We start from the raw sequence: 23,927 nt of genomic DNA, 5'->3' as shown, positions 1-23,927 counted from the left end.
AGGAGTTTTTATATGGGTTACAAACATCTTGGCATATATGAAAGAATTTATATTGAGAATCAATTGAAGTTTAAAGTAAAAATTAGTGAAATAGCTAAAAATCTTAATCGAAGTATTAGTACTATTATTCGAGAAGTCAATAGAAATAAAGATAGTAATCATTATTTTTCATTAATTGCACAAAATAAAACAGAAAACAAAAAACAATCACATGTTTATTTTCATAAGTTTAAAAATAGAGAATTAGTAAAATATGTACAACAAAAATTACTATTAGGTTGATCGCCTGAACAAATTTATGGCAGAATTAAAAATTTTCATAAAGAATGAATTATTAGTTTTAAAACAATTTACAATTGAATTTATTCTGGATTACTTGAAAAAGTTACTAATAAAAATTTAAGAAGAAAAGGTAAGAAACGAAAATCTCAAGAAAATCGCGGTAAATTTAATGGTAAATCAATTAAAGAACGAAATATTAATGTTAATAATCGTATAACTGTTGGTCATTGAGAAGGTGATACTGTAGTATCATCACGAGGTAAAAGTAAATCATGTTTAATAACTTTAGTTGAAAGAACATCAAGATTTACTTTAGCAATGTTAGTTGAAAATAGAACTACTAAAGTTGTTAACGAAAACATTAGCCATTATTTATCAATTCTTCCAAATAATCTTGTTAAGACTATAACATTTGATAGGGGTAAAGAATTTTCTAATTGACAACAACTTGAAAAAAATTTAAATGTGAAAATTTATTTTGCTAATGCGTATTCGCCTTGACAAAGAGGTACTAATGAAAATACTAATGGTTTAATTAGAGAAAAATTTCCTAAAAAATTTAATTTTTCAAATACTACTAAAAATGCAGTTCATAAATTTATATTGTCTTTAAACCAAAGATCAAGAAAAATACTAAATTATCTTTCACCAATCGAATATTTGGTTAGAAAAATAATTTAGTTGCACTTAACTTTACAATTTGACAATTCAGCAGAAATATTCTAAAAATAGTTTACAATAAAATTCCAAAGTAAAAAAATTATAGATTAATTTCTTGGAGAGAGGTTGTTGGTTATTTGGAAAATTTTATTAATTAAGACTTGGTACATAACTATAACATTTTGCACCTACCAAACTATAAAATTCATTTTCGTCTTTGTATTTAACTAACATTTGTACTTCACCTAGGAAATAATATTATCAAAATAGTAGATAAAATTAAAGGTGTACCAAGTCTTTAGTAAAAATTCACGAAAGGAATTTGATGTCAATGAAAAAATTACTAGGAATCTTAGGAACTATAACAATAGCGGGAAGCGGAATATCAGGAATTGTTGGAAACGCCCCGGCTCCAGCAAAAAATAAAATTAATTATTTACAAACAGATAATTTGGAAAAATTAAATAGAGTTAAAAGAAATCAATATAATTTTGTCAATTTAATTGATTAGACTTCTTGCATTACTTATTAAAATAATTACAAATTATTTGTAAATAAAAAATACTATATAGTAATTTCTAACTTTTATTAGGTTAATACTTATGGATTTTATTAAATGTGTAAATTTTGACACAACAAAAAATTATTTTATTATTTAAATTTAATTTTAAATAAATATTTTATGTTATCTATAATTGCAAATTATAAATTGAAGCAATTAAATTAAATCTTAAACTAAATCGTTTTCTACGATTACGATATTTTTCAGTAATAATTTTAAATTTTTTAAGAATAGCAAAAATATTTTCAATAATAATTCTCATTTTTGAAATTAATTTATTATTATGTTTTTGTTCTTTATTTAAAGGGTTTTTCTTTGTTTTTTTCTTAGGTATTAGAACATTACTATGAATTTTTTGTATTCCTTGATAATCATTATCAACTATTAATTTAGTATTTTTTAAAATTGGGATTTTTGATTCTTTAAATAAACAAAAATCATGCTTTTTACCGAGAGAAAAATTTGTTGCAATAATTATTTTGCTTTCTTTTTCAATAATTACTTGTGTTTTAATAGTGTGTTTTTTCTTTTTTCCTGAATAAGATTGTTTTTGTCTTTTTTTGGGCGTTGAATGGGTGTTTCTCTAGCATCAATAATAATTGTTTTATCATTAAAATAATCATTTATTAATGCTTTTTTACCAGCAAGTTGTTGAAAATCAGGATGTTTGATTAAAATATCTTCAATTCACTTGATATTTCGATAACAACTAACTTCACTAATATCAAAACTTTTACCAAGATGAAAATAAGTACGATATTCTCGTCAATATGATAAAGTCATCAATAATCTATTTTCTAATGATAATTTATTATTTTTACCACCTCTTTTAAACTTTTTTAACTCAGCTTCTTTTAAAATATTTAACATTTTATTAAAAGTACTTTGCTTTATTCCAGTTAATCGTAATAATTCTTTATCATTAATAAAATTAAATTTATCAAATTTCATAATCTTAAATTCCTTATAATTTCTATTTTAAATATATTTTATAGGAATTTTGTTTAATAAATAAGTAATGCAAGAAGTCTATTTAATAAAAAAGCGGATACTTACTTTCCAGAGATGTTCGTGGTTCAAATTATGGTGGGTATAGCAACATTTGTGGAACTAAAGGTCAGACTGATGGTGGAGGTATAAAAAGTCAAAATAGCTATAATTGTAATATAAGACTTGGTACACCTTTAATTTTATCTACTATTTTGATAATATTATTTCCTAGGTGAAGTACAAATGTTAGTTAAATACAAAGACGAAAATGAATTTTATAGTCTAATAGGCATAAAATATAAAACTTTCATGAAAATGGTAGAAATTTTAAAAGAAGTTGAAGCTAAACAAAAACAAATTGGTGGTAGACCAAATAAATTATCAATAGAGCAAAGATTACTTATGACTTTAGAATACTGAAAAGAATATAGTACATATCGTATTATTGCAAAAAAATATAATATTAGTCATGTTAGTTGTATTCGTAATATCTTTTGAGTTGAAAATACTCTAATAAAAAATAGTCACTTTCATATACCTGGCAAAAAGATATTATTGGAAAATAAGGGTACTAATAATAATTTATTAGCAATTGATGCTACAGAAATTCCAATTGAAAGAATTAAAAAAAACTAAAATTATTATTTTCTGGTAAGAAAAGGTAACATTCATTAAAATCGCAAATAATTATTGATTTATTTAACAATAAAATTATTTCAGTAGATTTTTGTTATGGCAGTATTCATGATTATAAGTTATTTTTAAAATCAAATACACTTATAAATCCAAAATTAGAATTAATTGCTGATTCAGGATATCAAGGTTTGCAAAATGTTCATAAAAATACATTATTGCCAATTAAAAAGAGTAAAAATAATCCTTTAAATCCAGATAAAAAGGAATATAATAGCTTTTTAAGTAAAGTTAGAATTGCCATTGAACATGTTTTTGTTAGATTTAAAAAGATTTAAAATACTAGTTTATCGTTATCGCAATAAGATTAGAAGATTTGGATTACGATTTAACTTAATTTCAGGAATATATAATTTTGAATTAAGCTAGTTATAGTTATGTGCCAAGTCTATTATTTTTTGAATATTTGTGTCGTTGATATGTAATTTTTTAGCAATAAAAACATTATTATTTTTGTCATTAAAATCTTGAAATTTATTATTAATGTTATCTTTAATTTTACTAATTAAATCATTTTTATTTGGATTATCAGTTTCTTGATCAATTTTATTATTAATGTTATTGCTACTACAACTAGCAAGTAATAACGGTGTTGAAAAAGAAAATAAGAACATTATTGCTATTTGTAATGGTTTATACATTTTTACACCTCACTATGAATATGGAATTATTTTTAAATTTTTAATAATTACATTAGACTTGGTACATAACCTTTAATTTTATCTACTATTTTGATAATATTATTTTCTAGATGAAGCACAAATGTTAGACAAATATAAAGATGAAAGTGAATTTTATAGTTTGGTAGGTGCAAAATGTTATAGTTATGTACCAAGTCTATTATGGAATATAATAATTAAGTAGTCAATTATTTTATTAAATTATGTTAAAATTATTTATTATTTTAAAATTAAGAGAATTTGTTATAAAATTACCTTAATAAGTTATTTTAGGAAGGTAAAAATATGAGAGATAAGATTTTGCAGTTAATTAAGGAACATAACCGAATTATATTGCTTCGTCATATTATTCCTGATGGTGATGCTTATGGTGTGCAGTTAGGTTTAAAAGAAATAATTAAATCTAATTGACCTGATAAGATTGTTCTAGCAGCGGGAACAAATAGTGATTATTTAAACTTTATTGGGACTATGGATACAGTTTGTGATGATGATTTTAAAGATAGTTTAGTTATTATTGGTGATTGTGGTAATTTAGCACGAGTTGATGATGACCGATATAAATTAGCAAAAACTATTATTAAGATTGACCATCATCCAAATATTGAACCTTATGGTGATATTATTTGAGTTGATGAACAATTTGGTTCAGCTAGTGAAATGATTGCTTTATGAGTTAAGGAATGTAATTTAAAAGTTACGCCGTTAGCAGCAAGAATTATTTATCATGGAATGGTAACTGATAGTGGTCGTTTTCTTTATTCAAAAACTAATGCGAGAACATTTAGTCTTGCGAGTTTTTTATTAATAAAAGGGTTTGATTTAAATCAATTATATCGTGAAATGTATCAAGTTAGTGAAGAAGATTTAAAATTTATGAGTTTTGTTTATGAAAATTATCAAACTTCAACAAAGGGAGTTTTATATTTAGTATTTGATAACAAAACATTAGAGAAGTTAGGCATTAATCATAATACTGCTGCTAGTAAAGTCAATTTATTAGCTAATGTTAAAGATAAGCCAATTTGAGCATTTTTTTGTGAAGATAAAAATAATAATATTCGTGTTGAACTACGATCAAATAAATTTTTTGTTAATACTGTTGCTAGCAAATATAATGGTGGTGGTCATAATTTTGCTGCGGGAGCGCGGATTAATGATTTTAATGATGTTAAAAATATTATTAGTGATTTAGATGAAGTGATTAGTAGAGGAGAACCAAAATAAGTGGTAAATTTGCAGTTTATAACTCATAATGAGGCACAAACAGAAGCTTTGGGAGCTGTTATTGCTAAGTATGTTGGTCGTCCGGGTTTTATTTTGTTACAAGGAGCATTGGGAACTGGTAAAACAACATTTACAAGATATTTAGCAAATGCTTTGCAAATTTCAGAGATAGTTAATTCGCCAACATTTGTTATTATGAATGAGTATGTAATTCCAAAACAATCATTTAAATTAATTCATATGGATGCTTATCGTTTAAATAATGATGAAGATTTAGAGATGTATGAAGAGGCATTTAATAATAATTTAAATATTATTGAATGATATGAAAATGTTTTACAAATTATTGATTTTAATAATGCTTTAATCTTACAATGGAAGATAATTGATGATACTACACGAGTAATCAATTTAAGTGGTAGGGGTCTTCTTGCAACACAAGTAATTAAATTTTTACAGGACAATGTTTTAAATGCTAAATGTTAAGGCAATTAGTTATTTAGCTCTTAGTGTTGCCTTACTATTGTTATTTACTTTTACACCATTTTTGGGTTATATTCAAATTAGTGTTATTAGTATTACATTAGTTCCTTGTGTAGTAATGATTATTAGTATTATTTGAATTAAAATTTTAAAGTGGCAACCATTTATTGTTGGTATTATCTCAGGATTGTTATTAGGATTAAGTTCCTTTTTAGCTTCATTTGTTATGGGTGGTCCTTTGACAATGGTTTTTCAAAATCCATTATTTAGTATTGTACCAAGATTATTAGTTGGTATTGTTTCTGGGATTGTATTGCAATTTCTAGTATTGCATTCTGAATTTCGTTATTGATTAACAATTATAATTTTATCATTTTTGGTCATTAGTACTAATTCTTTTACAACTTTAGCAATGATTTATTTTTTAGGAGATGTGTTTTTTCCTGACCTTAATGTGCTTCAATATATTAGTTGATTAGCATTAGCAACAAATTATTTACCAGAGTTTATGATTACAACTTTAATTATTTTACCAATTGTTAACGTTATTAATAAAATAGGTTAGTAAAGGAGGATATTTATGAAGTTATTAGTTGATATTGGTAATAGTTTAATTCATTTAGGTGTTTATCAAGAAAATCAAAAAGTATTTTATGAGCAATTGTCTAGTAATATTAATGTTGATAAATTATTATCTTGTATGGAAGAAGTTCTTGAACCATTTTTGTTAAAAATTCAACAATGTGTTGTTAGTAGTGTTAAACCTAAATTTAATTCGGCAATTGAATTATTAGTTGAAAAATGCTGAATTATACTTGTAAGTGCAAGTAAATAAAATTGCAAAAAATCTCATATAAAAATTTCATGATGCTAAGTTTATTTTAGAAAAAACAAAGCAAGGAGTTTTTATATGGGTTACAAACATCTTGGCATATATGAAAGAATTTATATTGAGAATCAATTGAAGTTTAAAGTAAAAATTAGTGAAATAGCTAAAAATCTTAATCGAAGTATTAGTACTATTATTCGAGAAGTCAATAGAAATAAAGATAGTAATCATTATTTTTCATTAATTGCACAAAATAAAGCAGAAAACAGAAAACAATCACATGTTTATTTTCATAAGTTTAAAAATAGAGAATTAGTAAAATATGTACAACAAAAATTACTATTAGGTTGATCGCCTGAACAAATTTATGGCAGAATTAAAAATTTTCATAAAGAATGAATTATTAGTTTTAAAACAATTTACAATTGAATTTATTCTGGATTACTTGAAAAAGTTACTAATAAAAATTTAAGAAGAAAAGGTAAGAAACGAAAATCTCAAGAAAATCGCGGTAAATTTAATGGTAAATCAATTAAAGAACGAAATATTAATGTTAATAATCGTATAACTGTTGGTCATTGAGAAGGTGATACTGTAGTATCATCACGAGGTAAAAGTAAATCATGTTTAATAACTTTAGTTGAAAGAACATCAAGATTTACTTTAGCAATGTTAGTTGAAAATAGAACTACTAAAGTTGTTAACGAAAACATTAGCCATTATTTATCAATTCTTCCAAATAATCTTGTTAAGACTATAACATTTGATAGGGGTAAAGAATTTTCTAATTGACAACAACTTGAAAAAAATTTAAATGTGAAAATTTATTTTGCTAATGCGTATTCGCCTTGACAAAGAGGTACTAATGAAAATACTAATGGTTTAATTAGAGAAAAATTTCCTAAAAAATTTAATTTTTCAAATACTACTAAAAATGCAGTTCATAAATTTATATTGTCTTTAAACCAAAGACCAAGAAAAATACTAAATTATCTTTCACCAATCGAATATTTGGTTAGAAAAATAATTTAGTTGCACTTAACTTTACAATTTGGCATTTAAAATTAAATTTAAATAATAAAATAATTTTTTGTTGTGTCAAAATTTACACATTTAATAAAATCCATAAGTATTAACCTAATAAAAGTTAGAAATTACTATATAGTATTTTTTATTTACAAATAATTTGTAATTATTTTAATAAGTAATGCAAGAAGTCTAATAAACAAAAATCATGCTTTTTACCGAGAGAAAAATTTGTTGCAATAATTATTTTGCTTTCTTTTTCAATAATTACTTGTGTTTTAATAGTGTTTTTTTTCTTTTTTCCTGAATAAGATTGTTTTTGTCTTTTTTTGGGCGTTGAATGGGTGTTTCTGTAGCATCAATAATAATTGTTTTATCATTAAAATAATCATTTATTAATGCTTTTTTACCAGCAAGTTGTTGAAAATCAGGATGTTTGATTAAAATATCTTCAATTCACTTGATATTTCGATAACAACTAGCTTCACTAATATCAAAACTTTTACCAAGATGAAAATAAGTACGATATTCTCGTCAATATGATAAAGTCATCAATAATCTATTTTCTAATGATAATTTATTATTTTTACCACCTCTTTTAAACTTTTTTAACTCAGCTTCTTTTAAAATATTTAACATTTTATTAAAAGTACTTTGCTTTATTCCAGTTAATCGTAATAATTCTTTATCATTAATAAAATTAAATTTATCAAATTTCATAATCTTAAATTCCTTATAATTTCTATTTTAAATATATTTTATAGGAATTTTGTTTAATAAATAAGTAATGCAAGAAGTCTATTGTTGGAATTATTTACTTATTGATAGTGCGTTAAAAACAAATTTTAAATTTGTTTTAGATGATATTATTACTTTGGGTGCTGATTTAATAGCAGCAGCGGTAGGCGCTGTTAGTGTTTATCCAAATCGTGATATAATTATTATTGATATGGGGACAGCAACAACGGTTTCGTGTATTAAAGATAATTCGTTTATTGGTGGTGCAATATTGCCAGGATTACTAACAAGTGGTGAAGCTTTAATTGAAAAAGCAGCTTTGTTAAAAAAAGATTCTTGATTTTTGCCGCAAGAAATGATTGCTAAGAATACTAAAGATTGTTTAAGTGTTGGTATTATTTATGGACATGCAATGGCGATTAAAGGTATTGTTGAAACTTATCAAAAACAATTAAAAGATTCATTAGTAATAATATTGGGTGGTAATTATTTTTTTGTTAAAAATATTTTGCAAGATTATCAATTTATTGATGATTTAATTTTTACTGGTTTAAATATTTTATGAATATTAAATGAAGGTGAAGAATAATGAAAACATTATTTTTAGATACGACAAATGGATATTTAGTAATTATTTTACAAGATAATTGTGGTTTATTAGATAGTTTACAAATTTGGAATCATCAAAAACATACTGAGAAGGCAACAGTTTTAATTGATGAAATGTTAACTAATAATAAATTAAGTTGATTTGATATTGATAGTTTGTATTTAACTGTTGGTCCGGGAAGTTATACTGGAATTCGAGTGGGGATTACAATTGCGAAAACAATGAAAGCAGTTAATGAGGCGTTGCAAGTTTTTGTTACGAATAGTTTATTATTGCAAGTTGGTAATAAGCAGGCGATTAGTGTTATTAATGCTAAAACTGATCAATTTTTTGTTGCGGTTTATGATAATTTCCATCCGATTGTTTTAGAACAAGTAGTTACAAGAAATAATTTATTTTTATTGAAAAAAGAATGAAAAAAATTTAAGTTAATTGAAGATTATCATCGCGTTGATTTAGTAGAAAATTTTTTACAAATTAAACATTTATGTAAAAAAGTAACTAATGTTGATGATTTAGAACCATTATATTTAAAGGAGTTACAACTTAAAAAGCATTATGAATAAAAATAAAAATTTTTGGATGTTATTTTTTTAAATTTTAGATATAATTATTTGTGTGTGTTAATCACTACGGAGCAGTACTCAAGTGGTTAAGAGGGCTCCCTGCTAAGGAGTTAGGTCAAGCAATTGGCGCACGAGTTCGAATCTCGTCTGCTCCGCCATTAATTTTAAATAATTTGAGATTGTTGTTAACAACTTTACAGTAAGTAAAGTTGTTTTTTTGTGATATTAAGATAAAATTAATATATTTAAAAAACAATATTTTATTTATAAGGTGGACTCAAATTAATGTTAAATAAAAAAATGCGTTTAGCAATTACTTTTGTGCTTCTAGTACTTTTATTGGTGACTTGTATTTTTATTATTGCTAAATATATTGATTGATTATGAATTATTGGTGTCGTAACGATTTCATTTGGAACTTTAACAGCATTAATTATTTTTGTTTCTAACCGACCAGCACGAACAAAAATTTCTTGAATTATTGCTGTGTATGCGTTACCAATTGTTGGTATTATAATTTTTATTATTTTTGGGCGAACTTATCGTTATACTAAAGCACAAAAGTTTTATTTAAAAAAATATCAAGATTTTTATGCTAAAGAAGATTTTAATTATACGAATAACTTTTTAAAAAATGAAATTAAAGAAGAACGAAGTATTTTACATTTGACTACTAATATATCGCAAAGACCATTGTATGATCATACGAAAGTTGATTTAATAACTAATGGAATTGAAAAGTTTTCGTTGTTATTTAAAGACTTAGAAAGTGCTGAAAATTACATTCATATTAATTATTTCATTTTAGATGATGGTGAAGTTTTAAAATATTTGACACAGTTATTAATTAAAAAAGCTTATCAAGGTGTTAATATTCGCTTAATTTATGATCATGCTGGAAGTTTTTTTACAGTTTATCATGATACAATTCAGAAAATGAAGCGAGCTGGCGTTCATTTAAAAAGATTTTCACCGATAAATTTACCTTTTATTAGTGGTCGTAATAACTATCGTAATCACCGTAAAGATGTTATTATTGATGGTAAGATTGGTTATACGGGAGGCATTAATGTTGGTGATGCTTATTGTCATTTAAGTTCTAAATATGGATTTTGACGCGATAGTCAAGTTCGTTTACAAGGTAGTGCTGTTCGTAGTTTAGAGTTAATATTTTTACAGGATTGATATTTTACAACTGGAGAATCGTTAGTGTTTGATAAGAAATTGTTAAAAAATGAACCATATGATGGTAAAACTAGTAATATTGTTCAGGTTATTGATGATGGTCCCAATACTTATGAAACGATTCAAAAGGATATTTATGTTAAAGTTATTTCTAGTGCTAAAAGTCGTGTTTGGTTGTCAACACCTTATTTTATTCCGACTGATGATATTGTGACGGCATTAAAAAATGCTGCTAAGTCAGGTGTTGATGTCCGATTATTAATGCCAGGAAAAACTGATAAATTTTTTATTCTTGATATTAGTCGTTCATATTATGATGAATTATTTAATTCAGGGATAAAAATTTATGAAATGAGTAAGATTTTTAATCATTCAAAAACAGCATTAATTGATGATAATTTGGTCATTATTGGATCAACTAATTTAGATTTTCGTAGTCTTTATCACGATCATCAAACTATTGTTATTCTTTATGGTGATGCTAATAAGCAATTAGAAAAGAATTATTTATGAGATATTGAAAGAAGTATTCTTTTAACGACATCGCCGTTAAAGAAAAAAAATTGATTTTATCGAGTAATGATTTTACCAATTGTTAAAATTTTTGATCCCTTATTTTAGGAAAGGAAAATAGTAATGTGTAAAACAAAAAAAATTAATAAAAAAATTGCTAAGCAGTTAGAAAAACAAGATTCTCCGGTAAGTTTAGAAAAAAAACCAGAAGTTAAAGAAAGAGGAGGTTTTTTTAAGCATTTATTTTCAAAAAGTGTTCAAACAATTAATAAAGTTGATATTCATTTTGGATGAACACGAAATGCTACTAAAAGAATTATTAAGCAATTATTTTTACAAAAGGTTGATCATTTTTATTTTTATAGTTCCATTGCTAATATTTTTTATATTTTAGAGCAAGGAATTAAACCAGTAAAATTTAAGAAACTTAAAGAAAATGAAAAGTATATTGTTTGAACATATTTAGAAAAAGATGGCCATATTGAATTAGAATTATCTACTAGTAGTCGTCATCAATTTTGAAGTTGATGTTTAGAAAATGAGATTGATTTAACTACAGTAGCAATTTTTTATATTGATTTAGTGAAATTATATGAAAATACTAAAAAAGATTGAGAGTTTAATAATAATTTGCAAAGAGTTATAATTAATGAATTAATTAGTGTTAATGCTATTAGGGCAATTTTAATTAAAGATATGGAAATATACAAAAGATTACAACAATATGTTTCTCATCAACAAATTGATATTAAAATATTTTATGGTGATAAAGGTATTATTGAAGAAATTAAAGGAAAGGAGTTAAAAGTTAATGAATAAAAATCTTAATAAAATTACATCGTTGGAGGAAAATTTTAGTCAATGATATACTGATTTGATTGTAAATGGTAATCTAATAGATTATGGAGTAGTTAAAGGAGCACCAATTTTAAAACCGCATGGTTATGCAATTTGAAAAAATATTGTGAAAAACTTAGAAATCAGATTTTTAGAAGTTGAAATTCAAGATGTTTATATGCCTTTATTAATTCCTGAGAGTTTATTGAATCAAGAGAAAGAACATATTCAAGGTTTTGCTCCAGAATGTGCTATTGTTACCAAAGTTGGTGATAAAAATTTAGATGAACCGTTGGTTATTAGACCAACTTCTGAAGTTTTGTTTGGGACATATTTTTCAAAAAATATTTCTAGTTATAAGGACTTACCATTAAAATATAATCAATGAGCTAATGTTATTCGTTGAGAAAAAACAACAAGGCCTTTTTTAAGAACAACAGAATTTTTGTGGCAAGAAGGTCATAGTGTTCATAATGATATGAAAGAAGCACAAAATTGAACGGTAGAAATGATGAATTTATATGTTAAATTTTTTAAAGAAATTTTAGGAATTGCTGTTCTTAATGGTAAAAAAAGTCTTCATGAAAAGTTTGCTGGTGCTGTTGATACATATAGTTTAGAAGCATTAATGTTAGATGGTCAAGCGTTACAATCAGCAACTAGTCATTATTTTGCGCAAAATTTTTCTAAAAATTTTGATATTAAGTTTACTAATGCTAACAATAAAGAAGAATATGGTTATCAAACTTCGTGAGGGATGTCAACAAGAGTTATTGGGGCTTTAATTATGTCTCATAGTGATAATAGGGGATTAGTATTACCACCAATGGTAGCGCCGATTCAAGTAGGAATAATTCCGATTCAAGATGATGAACAAGTAAGGCAACAAGTTAATAGGATTTATCAACAATTAAAAACTAAATATCGTGTTATCATTGATACTTCATTAAAGTCATTGGGTTATAAGTTAAGTAATAGTGAAATTCAAGGAGTTTGTTTTCGCATTGAAATTGGGATTCGTGAATTAGAAACTGAAAAAGTATTAATTGTACGAAGAGACACAAAAACAAAATTAGCGGTTAAGATTAATGATGTGGAATCATATTTAAAAATTAATATGCAACAAATGCAAAATGATTTATATGCAGGGTCGTTAGAACGATTAGAAGAGCGAGTATTTGTTGTTAATAGTTTTGATGAATATAAACAACAATTGAAAACAAAAACAGGGTTTTTTGGTGCTTGATTTTGTAATCGTATTGAGTGTGAAGTAGAAATTAAACAGTTAACTAGTACTGTTAGTCGTTGTCAAGATTTAGAGAAGCAGGTTGAAGAAAATGCTAAATGTTTTAAATGTAATGAAAAAGCAAAAGGATATTTTTACTTTGCACGGGCGTATTAAAGGGGAGGAAGAGTTTAATGAATTGATTAGTTGAAATTGCTAAATTATTGAAAGAAAAAAAAGGTATCAAAGTAAAAATATCATTAGAAACTAATTTCCGTAATTTAGGTTTGGATTCTTTAGAATTGATGGATTTAATTATTTTAGCAGAAGAAGAATATAAATTTCGAATTCCTGATAATAAGTTAAGTGATATTTATACTGTTCAGGATTTAATAACTGTTATTGAAGAAGTAGTAAATAGTAATAGTTAAAAGGATGTTAAAATTGTGAAATGAGATTATGAGAAATTAACGCAAGTATTAAAAAATAATGGACATCGTTTAACTAATATTAGATTAGCAATATTAAAATTATTATTAAAGAAACAACATCTAAATATTAATGGTATTATTAGAGAACTGAAAAAAGAAAATGATGAACATAAGAATATTAATGTCATGTCAGTTTATAATACTTTAGATTTATTTTTGCAAGAAGAATTAATTTATCTTAATGTTTTTAATGGCCGAGATATTGTTTTTGAATTATCAAATCCCATCTTAGTTCATTTAGTTTGTGAAACTTGTCATAAAGTTATTCATCTTAGCGAAGATATGCATTTAAGTGATGAAGATTTTCAAGAAAATTTAAAAAAATTAGAAGAAAAATTACAAAATGCTGATTTTAAACTCGTACATTATAAATTAGAAGCACATGGAATTTGTATATCTTGTCAAGAAAAAGATCAAGAAGGTAATAAATAATCTTTAATTTCTTTATAATTTACTTTGTCATTTTTAATAACTTTGATAAAATATAATTATTGTAGGGGTATAGTTCAATTGGTAGAACATCGGTCTTCAAAACCGAGTGTTGTGGGTTCAAGTCCTGCTACCCCTGCCAATAAAATTAGTTATTAAGAATGATATCAATATAAAAATAACCATTTGTAATGATAACAATAATGGTTATTTTTATATTTTTATATTTTTTAATGAAATATATTACATTTTTTGGAAAGTTTACCAAAATTTACCTAAAGAAGTGTTTTTGCGATATAATCTAAAGAATATCGGAAAGATAATATAATAGACTTGATACATAACTATAACATTTTGCACCTGCCAAACTATAAAATTCACTTTCATCTTTATATTTATCTAATATTTGTGCTTCATCTAGAAAATAATATTATCAAAATAGTAGATAAAATTGAGGGTTATGTACCAAGTCTAATGAAATAAGGAGGCCATTTTGGAAGATTTTGATTTTATTAAAAAATTAAAGCATATAAAATTTAATGAAGATAATGTTATTAATGCTAGCATTGCTACATTTATTTTAAATAACTTAGAACAAATTGATAATTGAACATCAACAAGTGTTGCCGATGCTTGTTTTACTTCTTCTAGTTCAATAATTCGCTTTTGTCAAAAATTAAATCTAAGTGGTTGAACTGAATTGAAGTATCAATTAAAAATTATTAATCAAAGAATTAAATCTTCAGGGCGACAAATTAATTTTAATTTGAAATTAAAAGATAATGCATCTTATTTTTTTGATGAATATACAAAAATAAGAGATGAAGATAATAAGAGATTATATTTAGATTTTATTAATAAAGATATTGATTTAATTGTTAAAAAAATTATAGATGCAAAAAAGATTTTTATTTTTGGTTTTGGAATTTCCTATTATCCTATTATTTCTTTCGTACAAAGATTAAGATGAGTAGATAAAAATGTTATTTGTGAGAATGATATTAATGTTATTTATTCATATTTGCCTTTAATTACTGAGGATGATGTTATTATTTGCGTATCATTAAGTGGTACAAATAGATTAATTGGTGAAATAATTGAAGAAGCAAAACATAAAGCTTATTCAATCGGTATTTTTAACAAAGAAACAAAGTTAGCTAGAAATTTTAAATCTTACTTTTTAATTACATCTGATGAAGAACAATTATGAAGTATTTTTTCAATTAGATTGCAATTATTATTGCAATTATTAGACTTTTTATATGCAGAAATAATTAAATTTAAGTTATAAATTTAAAATAAAGGTAGGGATGAATTTAAATGGAATTTAAACATATTTTTAGTAGTTTTAAAAAACTTAAGCTGATATCTAATAATTTTCAACTAAAAAATACTTTAAAGCATTTTCGTAATAAAACAAGTTCAGGATTACAAAAACTTGCTAAATCGTTAATGTTTCCGATTGCTATTTTACCTATCGCGGCAATATTGAGTCGTGTAGGCGGATTAATGATGACTAAAGATTTTGGAATTACTGAGAACAGTGTTATTTGATATATTGGTTCAATATTGCAGGTTATTAATGGAAGTGTTTTTGATAATCTTTCTGTTCTTTTTGCTATTGGAGTGGCTTTTAGTTTTGCTAAAGATAATCGTGGTGAAGCGGCTCTTATTGGTTTTTTTGCTTATACAATATTAATTGGTCTAATGACAATATTACCAAAAGTTTTTTATTCAACAATTTTATTAGATATTAACTTAGAAAATAAATCAAAACTTTTATATCAACTTAAAGGCAATGAAGTTTTTTATTCTATTGATATGGGAGTTCTGAGTGGTATTATTGCTGGTATATTAGCAGCTACTTGTTATAATCGTTTTCAAAACATTAAGTTGCCAACTGCTTTATCGTTTTTTTCTGGAAGAAGATTTGTGCCATTGGTTGTTATTTTAGTTTCTTTACCGAGTGCTATTTTAGTAGCAATAATTTGACCTTGGCTTCAGTTAGGATTTTTAAGTTTTGGACAAGTTATTATTCCTGAAAAAGTTGACAGTTCAACGCGTCATATTCAATGAGGGGTTGCTAGCATTTATACAATGCTTAATAGAGCATTAAATGCTAGTGGTTTAATGCGTATTTTTAATATTTATTTTTTTTGACAACACCCTTTTACTACTTCACAGAACGGAACAATTATTAATGGCGATATTCCTGCATTTCTTAGTAATGATTTAGTTATTGGTGCTGGATTATTTCAAAGCGGGTTTTTTCCAATTATGATGTTTGGATTACCAGCCGCTGCTCTTGCGATCATTAAATGTGCTCATCCTGACCAAAGAAAAAAAGTGATGGCATTATTACTCGGAGTTGCATCAGTTTCATTTTTAACTGGGGTTACTGAACCATTAGAATTTAGTTTTATTTATGCAGCACCAGTATTGTTTCTTGTTCATATTGTTTTATCAGGGATTATTAGTGCAATTACTGTTGGTTTAGGAATTCGGATTGGTTTTGGTTTTTCTGCTGGTTTAATTGATTATGTTTTAAGTTTTTATCAATCAATGAAAATTGCTAAGATAACTTGGGAACCTGGTATTTCGCAGATATGGGCAAATCCGGGTTGAATATTGCCAATTGGTATTTTAGGTGGCGGTGCTTATTATTTTTCTTTTAATTATTTGATTAAGAAGTTTAATTATCAAACATTAGGTCGTGAGCAAACTGTTAGTGAAATAGATAATTTGGATAATAGTTTACCACTGTCTTCTTATCAGTTATTAGCTAGAGAAATTTTCGATATTTTAGGTAAAGATAATATTATTAGTGCTGATAATTGTATTACAAGGGTAAGAATGGTTGTTAAAAATGTTGATGCTGGAAAGATTGAACAATTAAATAAAGTTAGATTTAAAGTAAGAAAAATTGTTAATAAGCTTAATCCCAAAATGGTTTCAGACAAGGATTTACAACTGGGTATTGGCAATGATGCTCAATTTGTTGTTGATGAGTTAAAAAAATGCTTCAATCATCAGAGGGCGTATAACAAAGAGGAAGGGAAATAAAGTTGGTTTAATTTTATTAATTAAAATACCTACCTCCTTTTAAAAATTATTGTTAAGAGGAAGGAGTATTCTTACTGGTCTAAAATGGTTACCTTACACACATAATATAAACCAATCTCCAATATTTATACGAAGTGCATATTTTTTTACAAAAGAACAAAAAAGACGATAATTATCGTCTTTTTCTTATTTCCCTTCCTCTTTGTTATACGCCCATCATCAGAAGTAATGTTGGCAACTAATTTTTAAAAATAGAAAATAGTTTTTATTTTAAAAGCATTAAAAAAGGTGACTTGGGATTATTGTTAGTGCTGTAAATAGAAAAAGGTAGCGTTGCTACCTTTTTCTTTGTTAATTTTATTTATTGTTTAACAACAATAATTCCTACGGAATTAACACCGGCGTGACTGACAAAGCAGTTAGGGAGGAATGCTTTTTTGATTTTAAGTTCGGGGTGGGTGGTTATAATTTTGTTAATAATTGTGGTGACTTTTTTATCACATTGTGATGTGAGAATTTCTAAGATGTAATTTTCATTTTTAATAAATTCTTTAATTTTCGTGATTACGCTTTCAATAGCGTTATTTAAAGTTCTGGCAATTCCACTTTTTTCTGATATTTCTCCAAATTTAATAATGACTTTAACACGGATTAAACTTATTAGGGAAGCAACAACAGATTTGGCACGACCACCTTTAGAAAGTCGTGAGATGTCTTGAGGGATAATGTAAATTAAACTATTTTTTTTGAGTTGGGTTACCATTTTATTAATATCACTAATGTTACCACCATTAGCTATAATTTCACTAGCTTTGATTGCTAATGTACTATTAAATGTAGCCGCTCCATTAGTATCAATAATATGAACACGGTTTTTAAATTCAATTTCTTGTGATAATATATAGGCATTTTGGTATTGACCAGATAATCCTTTAGCAATCGGAATAAAGATAATTTCATCATTTCCTTCAGTTAATAATTTTCGTCATAAGTTTATTAGTTTCCCTGGTGATGATTGACTAGTTTTAGTATATTCACCACTTTTAACACGAGCATAAAAATTAGATTTTTTAATGTCACTAATGGTATCCTCAATTTCAGTTCCATCTTCAAAACTTATTAATAAGGGAATGATATTAATATTTTTTTCTTTTAGGGTTGTAAGGTCAAGATTGCTAGATGAGTCAACAATAATAGCAATTTTCTTATTTGCGTTAGACATTTCTTTCTCCTTTACTTTATTCAATATACAAGTACAAATGTATTATATCCGGTGTGGGCAGCAATAACATTAGATATTAAACTCATATGCTTAATTGTAAATTTTTCTTTAGTAATGATTTTAATTACTTCTTCTTTTAATTCAATATCACATAATGAATGCATGATTGTTAATTCGCCACTACTGTCATAGCGCTTTTTGATTTCTTTTAAAACTTCTTTAATTGCTTTTTTAAATGTTCTTGTTTTATCAAATTTATCAATAAAACCATTAAATTCTAGTATTGGTTTAATTTTTAATAAATTTGCTAAGGCGGCAGCAGAACTGCTAATTCTGCCCCCACGAACCAATGTATCTAATTGATAGGGAAGTATGAAGGCACAATATTTTGTTTTTTGTTCATCAATAAAACCTTGTAATTCATTAATAGGTCGTTCTTGTAAAAATAGTTTTGCTCGGTTAATCATTTCTTTATTAATATCGCCAACTGCTTCGCTATCAATTATATAGACTTTGTTTTTATAAGCATTATCTTGAGCTAGTAATATTGCACTTTGATATTGCCCCGAAAGGTGCGAAGAAATGGGAAAGAAAAGAATTTGTTCATATTTTTGTAGTAGTTCATCTAATTTTTTTTTTAAAATTCCTGGTGGTGTTTGACTAGTTTTAATTGGTTCAGTTTCTAAAATTTTATAAAACTTATCAATAGTAATTTCTTTATTATTGTCAGCAATAGTTTTATTGTTAACACTTATCATTAAAGGGACAAATGCCAGATTATGTTCTTTTGCTTGTTCTTCATCATAACCAGTTGCTGAGTCCACTAAGATAATGTATTGCTTCATTAATTTTGCACCTCACGAAAATCTCTATTTTGTTTATTAATCAATTATAAACTTTGATATAATATTATTCAAGAAAAGAAATAGTAAAGGACAATATGATGATAAGAATAGCAAAATTTGTAATCAAAAAAGAAATTTTCTTAAAAACTATATTACAATATTTATTAAGTAGTAAAATTAATATATTAAAACCAATAATTATATAAAAGATTTGAGGTTATTTAAATGACAAAGTTTAAGTTTGATGTTCGTATTAAAGAAGGTTATTATAGTGCCATTTATTTTTTAAAAACCCAAAAAATTCTTAAAAAGTATTTTCCTAATAATATTGTTACCATGCAATTTTTTCAAAGACAAGATAATGTTATGCTTTGTGGTATTGATGAAGTTATAGCATTATTGAAAGAATTTGTAACGCCATTAGAAAAAATATCTGTTTATGCTTTAAATGATGGTGATATTATTAAAGCTAATATTCCAGTTTTAAAAATAACAGGCCCCTATCATTTATTTGGTTACTTAGAAGGAATTATTGATGGCATTTTAGCAAGAAGAAGTAGTGTTGCTACTAATTGTAATGAAATTTTAAAAGTTAGTAATGATAAACCAATCATCTTTATGTTTGAACGTAATGATGACTATATTAATCAACAAGGTGATGGTTATGCAGCATATATTGCTGGTATTAAATCACAAGTTACTAGAGCACAAACTGAATGATGAAATAATCAAGAAATATTGATTGGGACAATGCCACACGCTTTAATTCATGGTTTTAATGGTGATATTATTAAATCTTTAGAAGCTTATAGTGAATTATTTCCTAATGATAAGTTAGTAGCTTTAGTTGATTTTGATAATGATGTTATTAATACTAGTTTAAAAGTATGTCGTCATTTTCAAAATCGTCTTAGTGCTGTTCGGGTTGATACTAGCATTAGTTTAGTTGATAAATATTTTACTGTTAAAGAAAATCAAGAGAAATATTATATTGAAAATATTATGGGTATAAATCCAATTTTAATTAAAGCTTTAAGAAAAGCAATGGATGATGAAGGTTTTAATAATGTGAAAATTATTGTTAGTTCTGGATTTGATAAAGCGAAGATTAGTTGATTTATTGATGATAATACACCAGTAGATTTTTATGGTGTGGGAGCAACTATTGGTAAGTTTGATATTCATTTTACTGGTGATTTAGTGCAGTTAAATGATAAGAATTTTGCTAAAGTTGGTCGTGAAAATATTGAAAATGATAAGTTAGTACAGAAAATCTAATTTTGATTATGTTATAATTTAAAAGAACGAATGCTTCTTTTAAAAGGAGGGTCATAATGAATACTAATGATTTTAAAATTAAATATGGGTTAAATGGTCCATTATCAAAACTTTATGAAGAAAACAGTCATCAGCAAAAAATTGCAGAGTCAAAAATTGCTGAAAATCGTCGTAAACGAAGAAATTGAATGCAACAAAAACAAGTATATGGTTATGAACCAACAGAGATTATTTCACCAATTACAGGTTCTAATGGTAATAAAGAAAATATTGATAGTGATAAACAAAAAGATTTTTCATTAGTAAATAATATTTATAGTATTAGACCACAATCATTAGTTAGAACAACAAAGACTTATAGTTCAATTGAAGAATATGTTAATGAGCAAGTTCAGCAAGAAATTATTAATCGTAAAATTCAAAAATATCAAGATTTTTCGATATATGTTGAAGAAAGAAATATGACAAGAAATGTTAATCCAATTCCGCTTGATTTTATTAATCGAAAAAGTGATAACAGTGTTAATTTAGCAACTAATGATGTGCATTATGATGATACTAGTTATATTCGCACACAAAGTTATGTTAATCGTTTTAATGATATTCATCAACGAGCTAGTAAATTTTATGATCAACAGCAAGTTACTGAAAAAAAATGTATCATTACTAATTTAACTGCTGAAAAACAAAAATAAGAGAAAGAATTATAAGAAATGGATTTTTTAGAAGAATTGCAAGTCCGAGGACTTTTAAAACAAGTTACTAATAGTGAAAAAATAAAACAGGCTATGAATAGTAATGCTGGTGTTTATTGTGGTATTGATCCAACAGCAACATCATTGCATGTTGGACATTTATTGCAAATTGTTTTATTATATCGCTTTTCATTAGCGGGTTTTAAACCGCTTGCTGTTATTGGTGGTGCGACGGGAATGATTGGTGATCCTAGTTTTAAAGTTGAAGAAAGAAAATTATTAGATGCTAAAACAGTAAAATTAAATAGTGTAGCGCTTGCTTTACAGTTAGATAAATTATTAGATCATAATATTAAAGTTTTAAATAATAATGATTGAATATCAAAATTAAGTTTAATTGATTATTTAAGAGACTTGGGGAAAGAGTTTACGATTAATTATATGCTTGATAAGGAATCAATTAAAACAAGGCTTGTAACAGGAATTTCTTATACTGAATTTTCTTATATGCTTTTACAAGCATATGATTTTTGGTATTTATATAAGAATTATCAATGTTTAGTTCAAATTGGTGGTAGTGACCAATGAGGGAATATTACTGCTGGAATTGAATTGATTCGGAAAAAAGAACAAGATAATCATTTAGCAAGCGGATTAACGATTGAATTATTAACGCAAAGTAATGGTGTTAAGTTTGGTAAAACTGAGCAAGGAACAATTTGGTTAGGCGCTAATTTAACATCACCATATATTTTGTATCAGTTTTTTGTTAATCAAAATGATGCTGATGTTGAAAAACTTTTAAAATGATTAACTTTGCTATCATTAAATGATATTTTGCAAATAATGGAAAAACATAATGCTAATAAGGTTAAAAGATATGCCCAAAAAAAATTAGCAAAAGAAATCGTTGCTTTTGTTCATTCGCAACAAGAAGTTACGATGGCGATTAATATTAGTGAAGCATTATTTTCGCAAAAAGTTATGCAGTTACAAATGAGTGAAATTCAACAAATGAAAAATGCTGTTCCGTGGATAACTGTTAGTCAAGAACATAAACTTATTGATTTACTTTTGTTACTTAAAGTATGTAGTTCTAAAACTCAAGTTCGAGAACTATTAAAGAGTAATGCTATTTATGTTAATGAGCAACTTATTACTGATGAAAACTATTTATTATCTAAAGATAAATTGCTATATGACAAAATAGTTTTTATTCGTAAAGGTAAACAACATTATTATATTGTTGAAGTTAATAACCATTAATTTTTAAAACAATAAGTTATTTTCATAAAGATTTATCTTGTTTTTTTAAATATTAGACTTCTTGCATTACTTATTAAAATAATTACAAATTATTTGTAAATAAAAAATACTATATAGTAATTTCTAACTTTTATTAGATTAATACTTATGGATTTTATTAAATGTGTAAATTTTGACACAACAAAAAATTATTTTATTATTTAAATTTAATTTTAAATAAGCCAAATTGTAAAGTTAAGTGCAACTAAATTATTTTTCTAACCAAATATTCGATTGGTGAAAGATAATTTAGTATTTTTCTTGGTCTTTGGTTTAAAGACAATATAAATTTATGAACTGCATTTTTAGTAGTATTTGAAAAATTAAATTTTTTAGGAAATTTTTCTCTAATTAAACCATTAGTATTTTCATTAGTACCTCTTTGTCAAGGCGAATACGCATTAGCAAAATAAATTTTCACATTTAAATTTTTTTCAAGTTGTTGTCAATTAGAAAATTCTTTACCCCTATCAAATGTTATAGTCTTAACAAGATTATTTGGAAGAATTGATAAATAATGGCTAATGTTTTCGTTAACAACTTTAGTAGTTCTATTTTCAACTAACATTGCTAAAGTAAATCTTGATGTTCTTTCAACTAAAGTTATTAAACATGATTTACTTTTACCTCGTGATGATACTACAGTATCACCTTCTCAATGACCAACAGTTATACGATTATTAACATTAATATTTCGTTCTTTAATTGATTTACCATTAAATTTACCGCGATTTTCTTGAGATTTTCGTTTCTTACCTTTTCTTCTTAAATTTTTATTAGTAACTTTTTCAAGTAATCCAGAATAAATTCAATTGTAAATTGTTTTAAAACTAATAATTCATTCTTTATGAAAATTTTTAATTCTGCCATAAATTTGTTCAGGCGATCAACCTAATAGTAATTTTTGTTGTACATATTTTACTAATTCTCTATTTTTAAACTTATGAAAATAAACATGTGATTGTTTTCTGTTTTCTGCTTTATTTTGTGCAATTAATGAAAAATAATGATTACTATCTTTATTTCTATTGACTTCTCGAATAATAGTACTAATACTTCGATTAAGATTTTTAGCTATTTCACTAATTTTTACTTTAAACTTCAATTGATTCTCAATATAAATTCTTTCATATATGCCAAGATGTTTGTAACCCATATAAAAACTCCTTGCTTTGTTTTTTCTAAAATAAACTTAGCATCATGAAATTTTTATATGAGATTTTTTGCAATTTTATTTAGTTGCACTTAACTTTACAATTTGGCAAAAAAATAATTTTTTGTTGTGTCAAAATTTACACATTTAATAAAATCCATAAGTATTAACCTAATAAAAGTTAGAAATTACTATATAGTATTTTTTATTTACAAATAATTTGTAATTATTTTAATAAGTAATGCAAGAAGTCTAATATCTTTTTGCCAGGTATATGAAAGTGACTATTTTTTATTAGAGTATTTTCAACTCAAAAGATATTACGAATACAACTAACATG

28 protein-coding genes and 2 tRNA genes are annotated in these 23,927 nt (G+C 25.4%); 23 read left to right on the top strand and 7 right to left on the bottom strand.

Annotated elements, in window-relative coordinates; translation table 4 throughout:
- Positions 1-12: 12 nt before the first annotated feature.
- Positions 13-963 (top strand): IS30 family transposase, encoded by a 951-nt coding sequence (locus tag AAHJ00_RS05600; protein ID WP_342223731.1) that lies wholly within the window; start codon positions 13-15, stop codon positions 961-963.
- Positions 964-1,273: 310 nt separating this feature from the next.
- Complete coding sequence (locus AAHJ00_RS05595; protein WP_342223730.1) at positions 1,274-1,453, top strand: hypothetical protein; 180 nt, start codon at positions 1,274-1,276, stop codon at positions 1,451-1,453.
- A gap of 178 nt (positions 1,454-1,631) precedes the next feature.
- Here AAHJ00_RS05595 and AAHJ00_RS05590 read toward each other — a convergent pair.
- Positions 1,632-2,455, bottom strand: a protein-coding gene (locus AAHJ00_RS05590; RefSeq protein WP_342223729.1) for an IS5 family transposase whose coding sequence is annotated in 2 segments (ribosomal slippage) — positions 1,632-2,059 and positions 2,059-2,455 — 825 coding nt in all. Because the reading frame shifts where the segments join, the coding sequence is not laid out codon by codon here.
- Between the two features lie 282 nt (positions 2,456-2,737).
- Here AAHJ00_RS05590 and AAHJ00_RS05585 point away from each other — a divergent pair.
- Both AAHJ00_RS05585 and AAHJ00_RS05580 read left to right on the top strand, forming a co-directional pair.
- Complete coding sequence (locus tag AAHJ00_RS05585) at positions 2,738-3,130, top strand: transposase family protein (protein ID WP_342223728.1); 393 nt, start codon at positions 2,738-2,740, stop codon at positions 3,128-3,130.
- 35 nt (positions 3,131-3,165) lie between these two features.
- Entirely contained in the window at positions 3,166-3,465 is a 300-nt protein-coding gene (locus AAHJ00_RS05580; protein ID WP_342224619.1) for a transposase family protein, read from the top strand.
- Between the two features lie 87 nt (positions 3,466-3,552).
- On the opposite strand, the gene AAHJ00_RS05575 is transcribed toward AAHJ00_RS05580, so the two are convergent.
- Positions 3,553-3,828 carry a hypothetical protein gene (locus AAHJ00_RS05575; RefSeq protein ID WP_342223727.1) on the bottom strand — a complete coding sequence of 92 codons (276 nt, stop codon included), beginning with the start codon at positions 3,826-3,828 and terminating at the stop codon, positions 3,553-3,555.
- A 324-nt stretch (positions 3,829-4,152) separates the two neighbouring features.
- Here AAHJ00_RS05575 and AAHJ00_RS05570 point away from each other — a divergent pair, with 324 nt between their 5' ends.
- From AAHJ00_RS05570 to AAHJ00_RS05550, 5 genes are all read left to right on the top strand, one after another.
- Positions 4,153-5,094 (top strand): bifunctional oligoribonuclease/PAP phosphatase NrnA, encoded by a 942-nt coding sequence (locus AAHJ00_RS05570; RefSeq protein WP_342223726.1) that lies wholly within the window; start codon positions 4,153-4,155, stop codon positions 5,092-5,094.
- Positions 5,095-5,580 carry a tRNA (adenosine(37)-N6)-threonylcarbamoyltransferase complex ATPase subunit type 1 TsaE gene (gene tsaE / locus AAHJ00_RS05565; protein WP_342223725.1) on the top strand — a complete coding sequence of 162 codons (486 nt, stop codon included), beginning with the start codon at positions 5,095-5,097 and terminating at the stop codon, positions 5,578-5,580.
- Positions 5,567-6,142, top strand: a complete 576-nt coding sequence (locus AAHJ00_RS05560; protein ID WP_342223724.1) for a hypothetical protein — start codon at positions 5,567-5,569, stop codon at positions 6,140-6,142. Before tsaE ends, AAHJ00_RS05560 begins: the two co-directional genes overlap by 14 nt.
- A gap of 15 nt (positions 6,143-6,157) precedes the next feature.
- Positions 6,158-6,412: a type III pantothenate kinase gene (locus AAHJ00_RS05555; RefSeq protein WP_342223723.1), complete on the top strand. Its 255-nt coding sequence runs from the start codon at positions 6,158-6,160 to the stop codon at positions 6,410-6,412.
- A gap of 75 nt (positions 6,413-6,487) precedes the next feature.
- On the top strand, positions 6,488-7,438 hold the full coding sequence (locus AAHJ00_RS05550; protein ID WP_342223478.1) for an IS30 family transposase: 951 nt from the start codon (positions 6,488-6,490) through the stop codon (positions 7,436-7,438).
- A 160-nt stretch (positions 7,439-7,598) separates the two neighbouring features.
- On the opposite strand, the gene AAHJ00_RS07975 is transcribed toward AAHJ00_RS05550, so the two are convergent.
- Both AAHJ00_RS07975 and AAHJ00_RS05545 read right to left on the bottom strand, forming a co-directional pair.
- On the bottom strand, positions 7,599-7,715 hold the full coding sequence (locus AAHJ00_RS07975; RefSeq protein WP_425288893.1) for a hypothetical protein: 117 nt from the start codon (positions 7,713-7,715) through the stop codon (positions 7,599-7,601).
- A complete protein-coding gene (locus AAHJ00_RS05545) occupies positions 7,700-8,152 on the bottom strand; it encodes a transposase family protein (protein ID WP_342223722.1) in 453 nt (150 codons plus the stop codon). The genes AAHJ00_RS07975 and AAHJ00_RS05545 overlap by 16 nt, the downstream gene beginning before the upstream one ends.
- A gap of 67 nt (positions 8,153-8,219) precedes the next feature.
- On the opposite strand from AAHJ00_RS05545, the gene AAHJ00_RS05540 reads away from it, so the two are divergent.
- The 11 genes from AAHJ00_RS05540 to AAHJ00_RS05490 all read left to right on the top strand — a co-directional run bounded on the left by AAHJ00_RS05540 (position 8,220) and on the right by AAHJ00_RS05490 (position 17,089).
- Positions 8,220-8,759: a type III pantothenate kinase gene (locus AAHJ00_RS05540; RefSeq protein ID WP_342223721.1), complete on the top strand. Its 540-nt coding sequence runs from the start codon at positions 8,220-8,222 to the stop codon at positions 8,757-8,759.
- Positions 8,759-9,346 carry a tRNA (adenosine(37)-N6)-threonylcarbamoyltransferase complex dimerization subunit type 1 TsaB gene (gene tsaB, locus AAHJ00_RS05535; RefSeq protein WP_342223720.1) on the top strand — a complete coding sequence of 196 codons (588 nt, stop codon included), beginning with the start codon at positions 8,759-8,761 and terminating at the stop codon, positions 9,344-9,346. Before AAHJ00_RS05540 ends, tsaB begins: the two co-directional genes overlap by 1 nt.
- 68 nt (positions 9,347-9,414) lie before the next feature.
- Positions 9,415-9,504, top strand: a tRNA-Ser gene (locus AAHJ00_RS05530).
- A 127-nt stretch (positions 9,505-9,631) separates the two neighbouring features.
- Positions 9,632-11,152, top strand: a complete 1,521-nt coding sequence (gene cls, locus AAHJ00_RS05525) for a cardiolipin synthase (RefSeq protein ID WP_342223719.1) — start codon at positions 9,632-9,634, stop codon at positions 11,150-11,152.
- Positions 11,153-11,167: 15 nt separating this feature from the next.
- Positions 11,168-11,863 carry an acetyltransferase gene (locus AAHJ00_RS05520; RefSeq protein ID WP_342223718.1) on the top strand — a complete coding sequence of 232 codons (696 nt, stop codon included), beginning with the start codon at positions 11,168-11,170 and terminating at the stop codon, positions 11,861-11,863.
- Positions 11,856-13,283, top strand: a complete 1,428-nt coding sequence (gene proS, locus AAHJ00_RS05515; RefSeq protein ID WP_342223717.1) for a proline--tRNA ligase — start codon at positions 11,856-11,858, stop codon at positions 13,281-13,283. Before AAHJ00_RS05520 ends, proS begins: the two co-directional genes overlap by 8 nt.
- Before the next feature lie 17 nt (positions 13,284-13,300).
- Positions 13,301-13,537 (top strand): acyl carrier protein, encoded by a 237-nt coding sequence (locus AAHJ00_RS05510; protein WP_342223716.1) that lies wholly within the window; start codon positions 13,301-13,303, stop codon positions 13,535-13,537.
- Between the two features lie 15 nt (positions 13,538-13,552).
- Entirely contained in the window at positions 13,553-14,029 is a 477-nt protein-coding gene (locus AAHJ00_RS05505) for a Fur family transcriptional regulator (RefSeq protein ID WP_342223715.1), read from the top strand.
- Positions 14,030-14,092: 63 nt separating this feature from the next.
- Positions 14,093-14,168: transfer RNA gene (locus AAHJ00_RS05500), tRNA-Trp, on the top strand.
- 351 nt (positions 14,169-14,519) lie between these two features.
- Positions 14,520-15,317, top strand: a complete 798-nt coding sequence (locus AAHJ00_RS05495; RefSeq protein WP_342223714.1) for a MurR/RpiR family transcriptional regulator — start codon at positions 14,520-14,522, stop codon at positions 15,315-15,317.
- A 29-nt stretch (positions 15,318-15,346) separates the two neighbouring features.
- Positions 15,347-17,089: a PTS transporter subunit EIIC gene (locus tag AAHJ00_RS05490; RefSeq protein ID WP_342223713.1), complete on the top strand. Its 1,743-nt coding sequence runs from the start codon at positions 15,347-15,349 to the stop codon at positions 17,087-17,089.
- A gap of 361 nt (positions 17,090-17,450) precedes the next feature.
- Here AAHJ00_RS05490 and AAHJ00_RS05485 read toward each other — a convergent pair whose 3' ends face one another.
- Positions 17,451-18,311 (bottom strand): DegV family protein, encoded by an 861-nt coding sequence (locus AAHJ00_RS05485; protein ID WP_342223712.1) that lies wholly within the window; start codon positions 18,309-18,311, stop codon positions 17,451-17,453.
- An 11-nt stretch (positions 18,312-18,322) separates the two neighbouring features.
- Positions 18,323-19,156 (bottom strand): DegV family protein, encoded by an 834-nt coding sequence (locus tag AAHJ00_RS05480; protein WP_342223711.1) that lies wholly within the window; start codon positions 19,154-19,156, stop codon positions 18,323-18,325.
- Positions 19,157-19,381: 225 nt separating this feature from the next.
- Between AAHJ00_RS05480 and AAHJ00_RS05475 the strand changes: the two genes are divergently transcribed.
- From AAHJ00_RS05475 to tyrS, 3 genes are read left to right on the top strand one after another with little or no spacing between them, the layout of a single operon-like run.
- Positions 19,382-20,434 carry a nicotinate phosphoribosyltransferase gene (locus AAHJ00_RS05475; RefSeq protein WP_342223710.1) on the top strand — a complete coding sequence of 351 codons (1,053 nt, stop codon included), beginning with the start codon at positions 19,382-19,384 and terminating at the stop codon, positions 20,432-20,434.
- A 56-nt stretch (positions 20,435-20,490) separates the two neighbouring features.
- Positions 20,491-21,129: a hypothetical protein gene (locus AAHJ00_RS05470; protein ID WP_342223709.1), complete on the top strand. Its 639-nt coding sequence runs from the start codon at positions 20,491-20,493 to the stop codon at positions 21,127-21,129.
- An 18-nt stretch (positions 21,130-21,147) separates the two neighbouring features.
- Positions 21,148-22,395 carry a tyrosine--tRNA ligase gene (tyrS, locus tag AAHJ00_RS05465; protein WP_342223708.1) on the top strand — a complete coding sequence of 416 codons (1,248 nt, stop codon included), beginning with the start codon at positions 21,148-21,150 and terminating at the stop codon, positions 22,393-22,395.
- A gap of 244 nt (positions 22,396-22,639) precedes the next feature.
- Here tyrS and AAHJ00_RS05460 read toward each other — a convergent pair whose 3' ends face one another.
- Positions 22,640-23,590 (bottom strand): IS30 family transposase, encoded by a 951-nt coding sequence (locus tag AAHJ00_RS05460; RefSeq protein WP_342223478.1) that lies wholly within the window; start codon positions 23,588-23,590, stop codon positions 22,640-22,642.
- Positions 23,591-23,927 lie beyond the last annotated feature (337 nt).

The organism is Spiroplasma endosymbiont of Asaphidion curtum (assembly GCF_964031085.1).
In the GTDB taxonomy this organism is placed as follows: domain Bacteria; phylum Bacillota_I; class Bacilli_A; order Mycoplasmatales; family Nriv7; genus Nriv7.
Note: the sequence above shows the minus strand (reverse complement) of the source record. Positions and strands in the feature narration are given on the sequence as shown.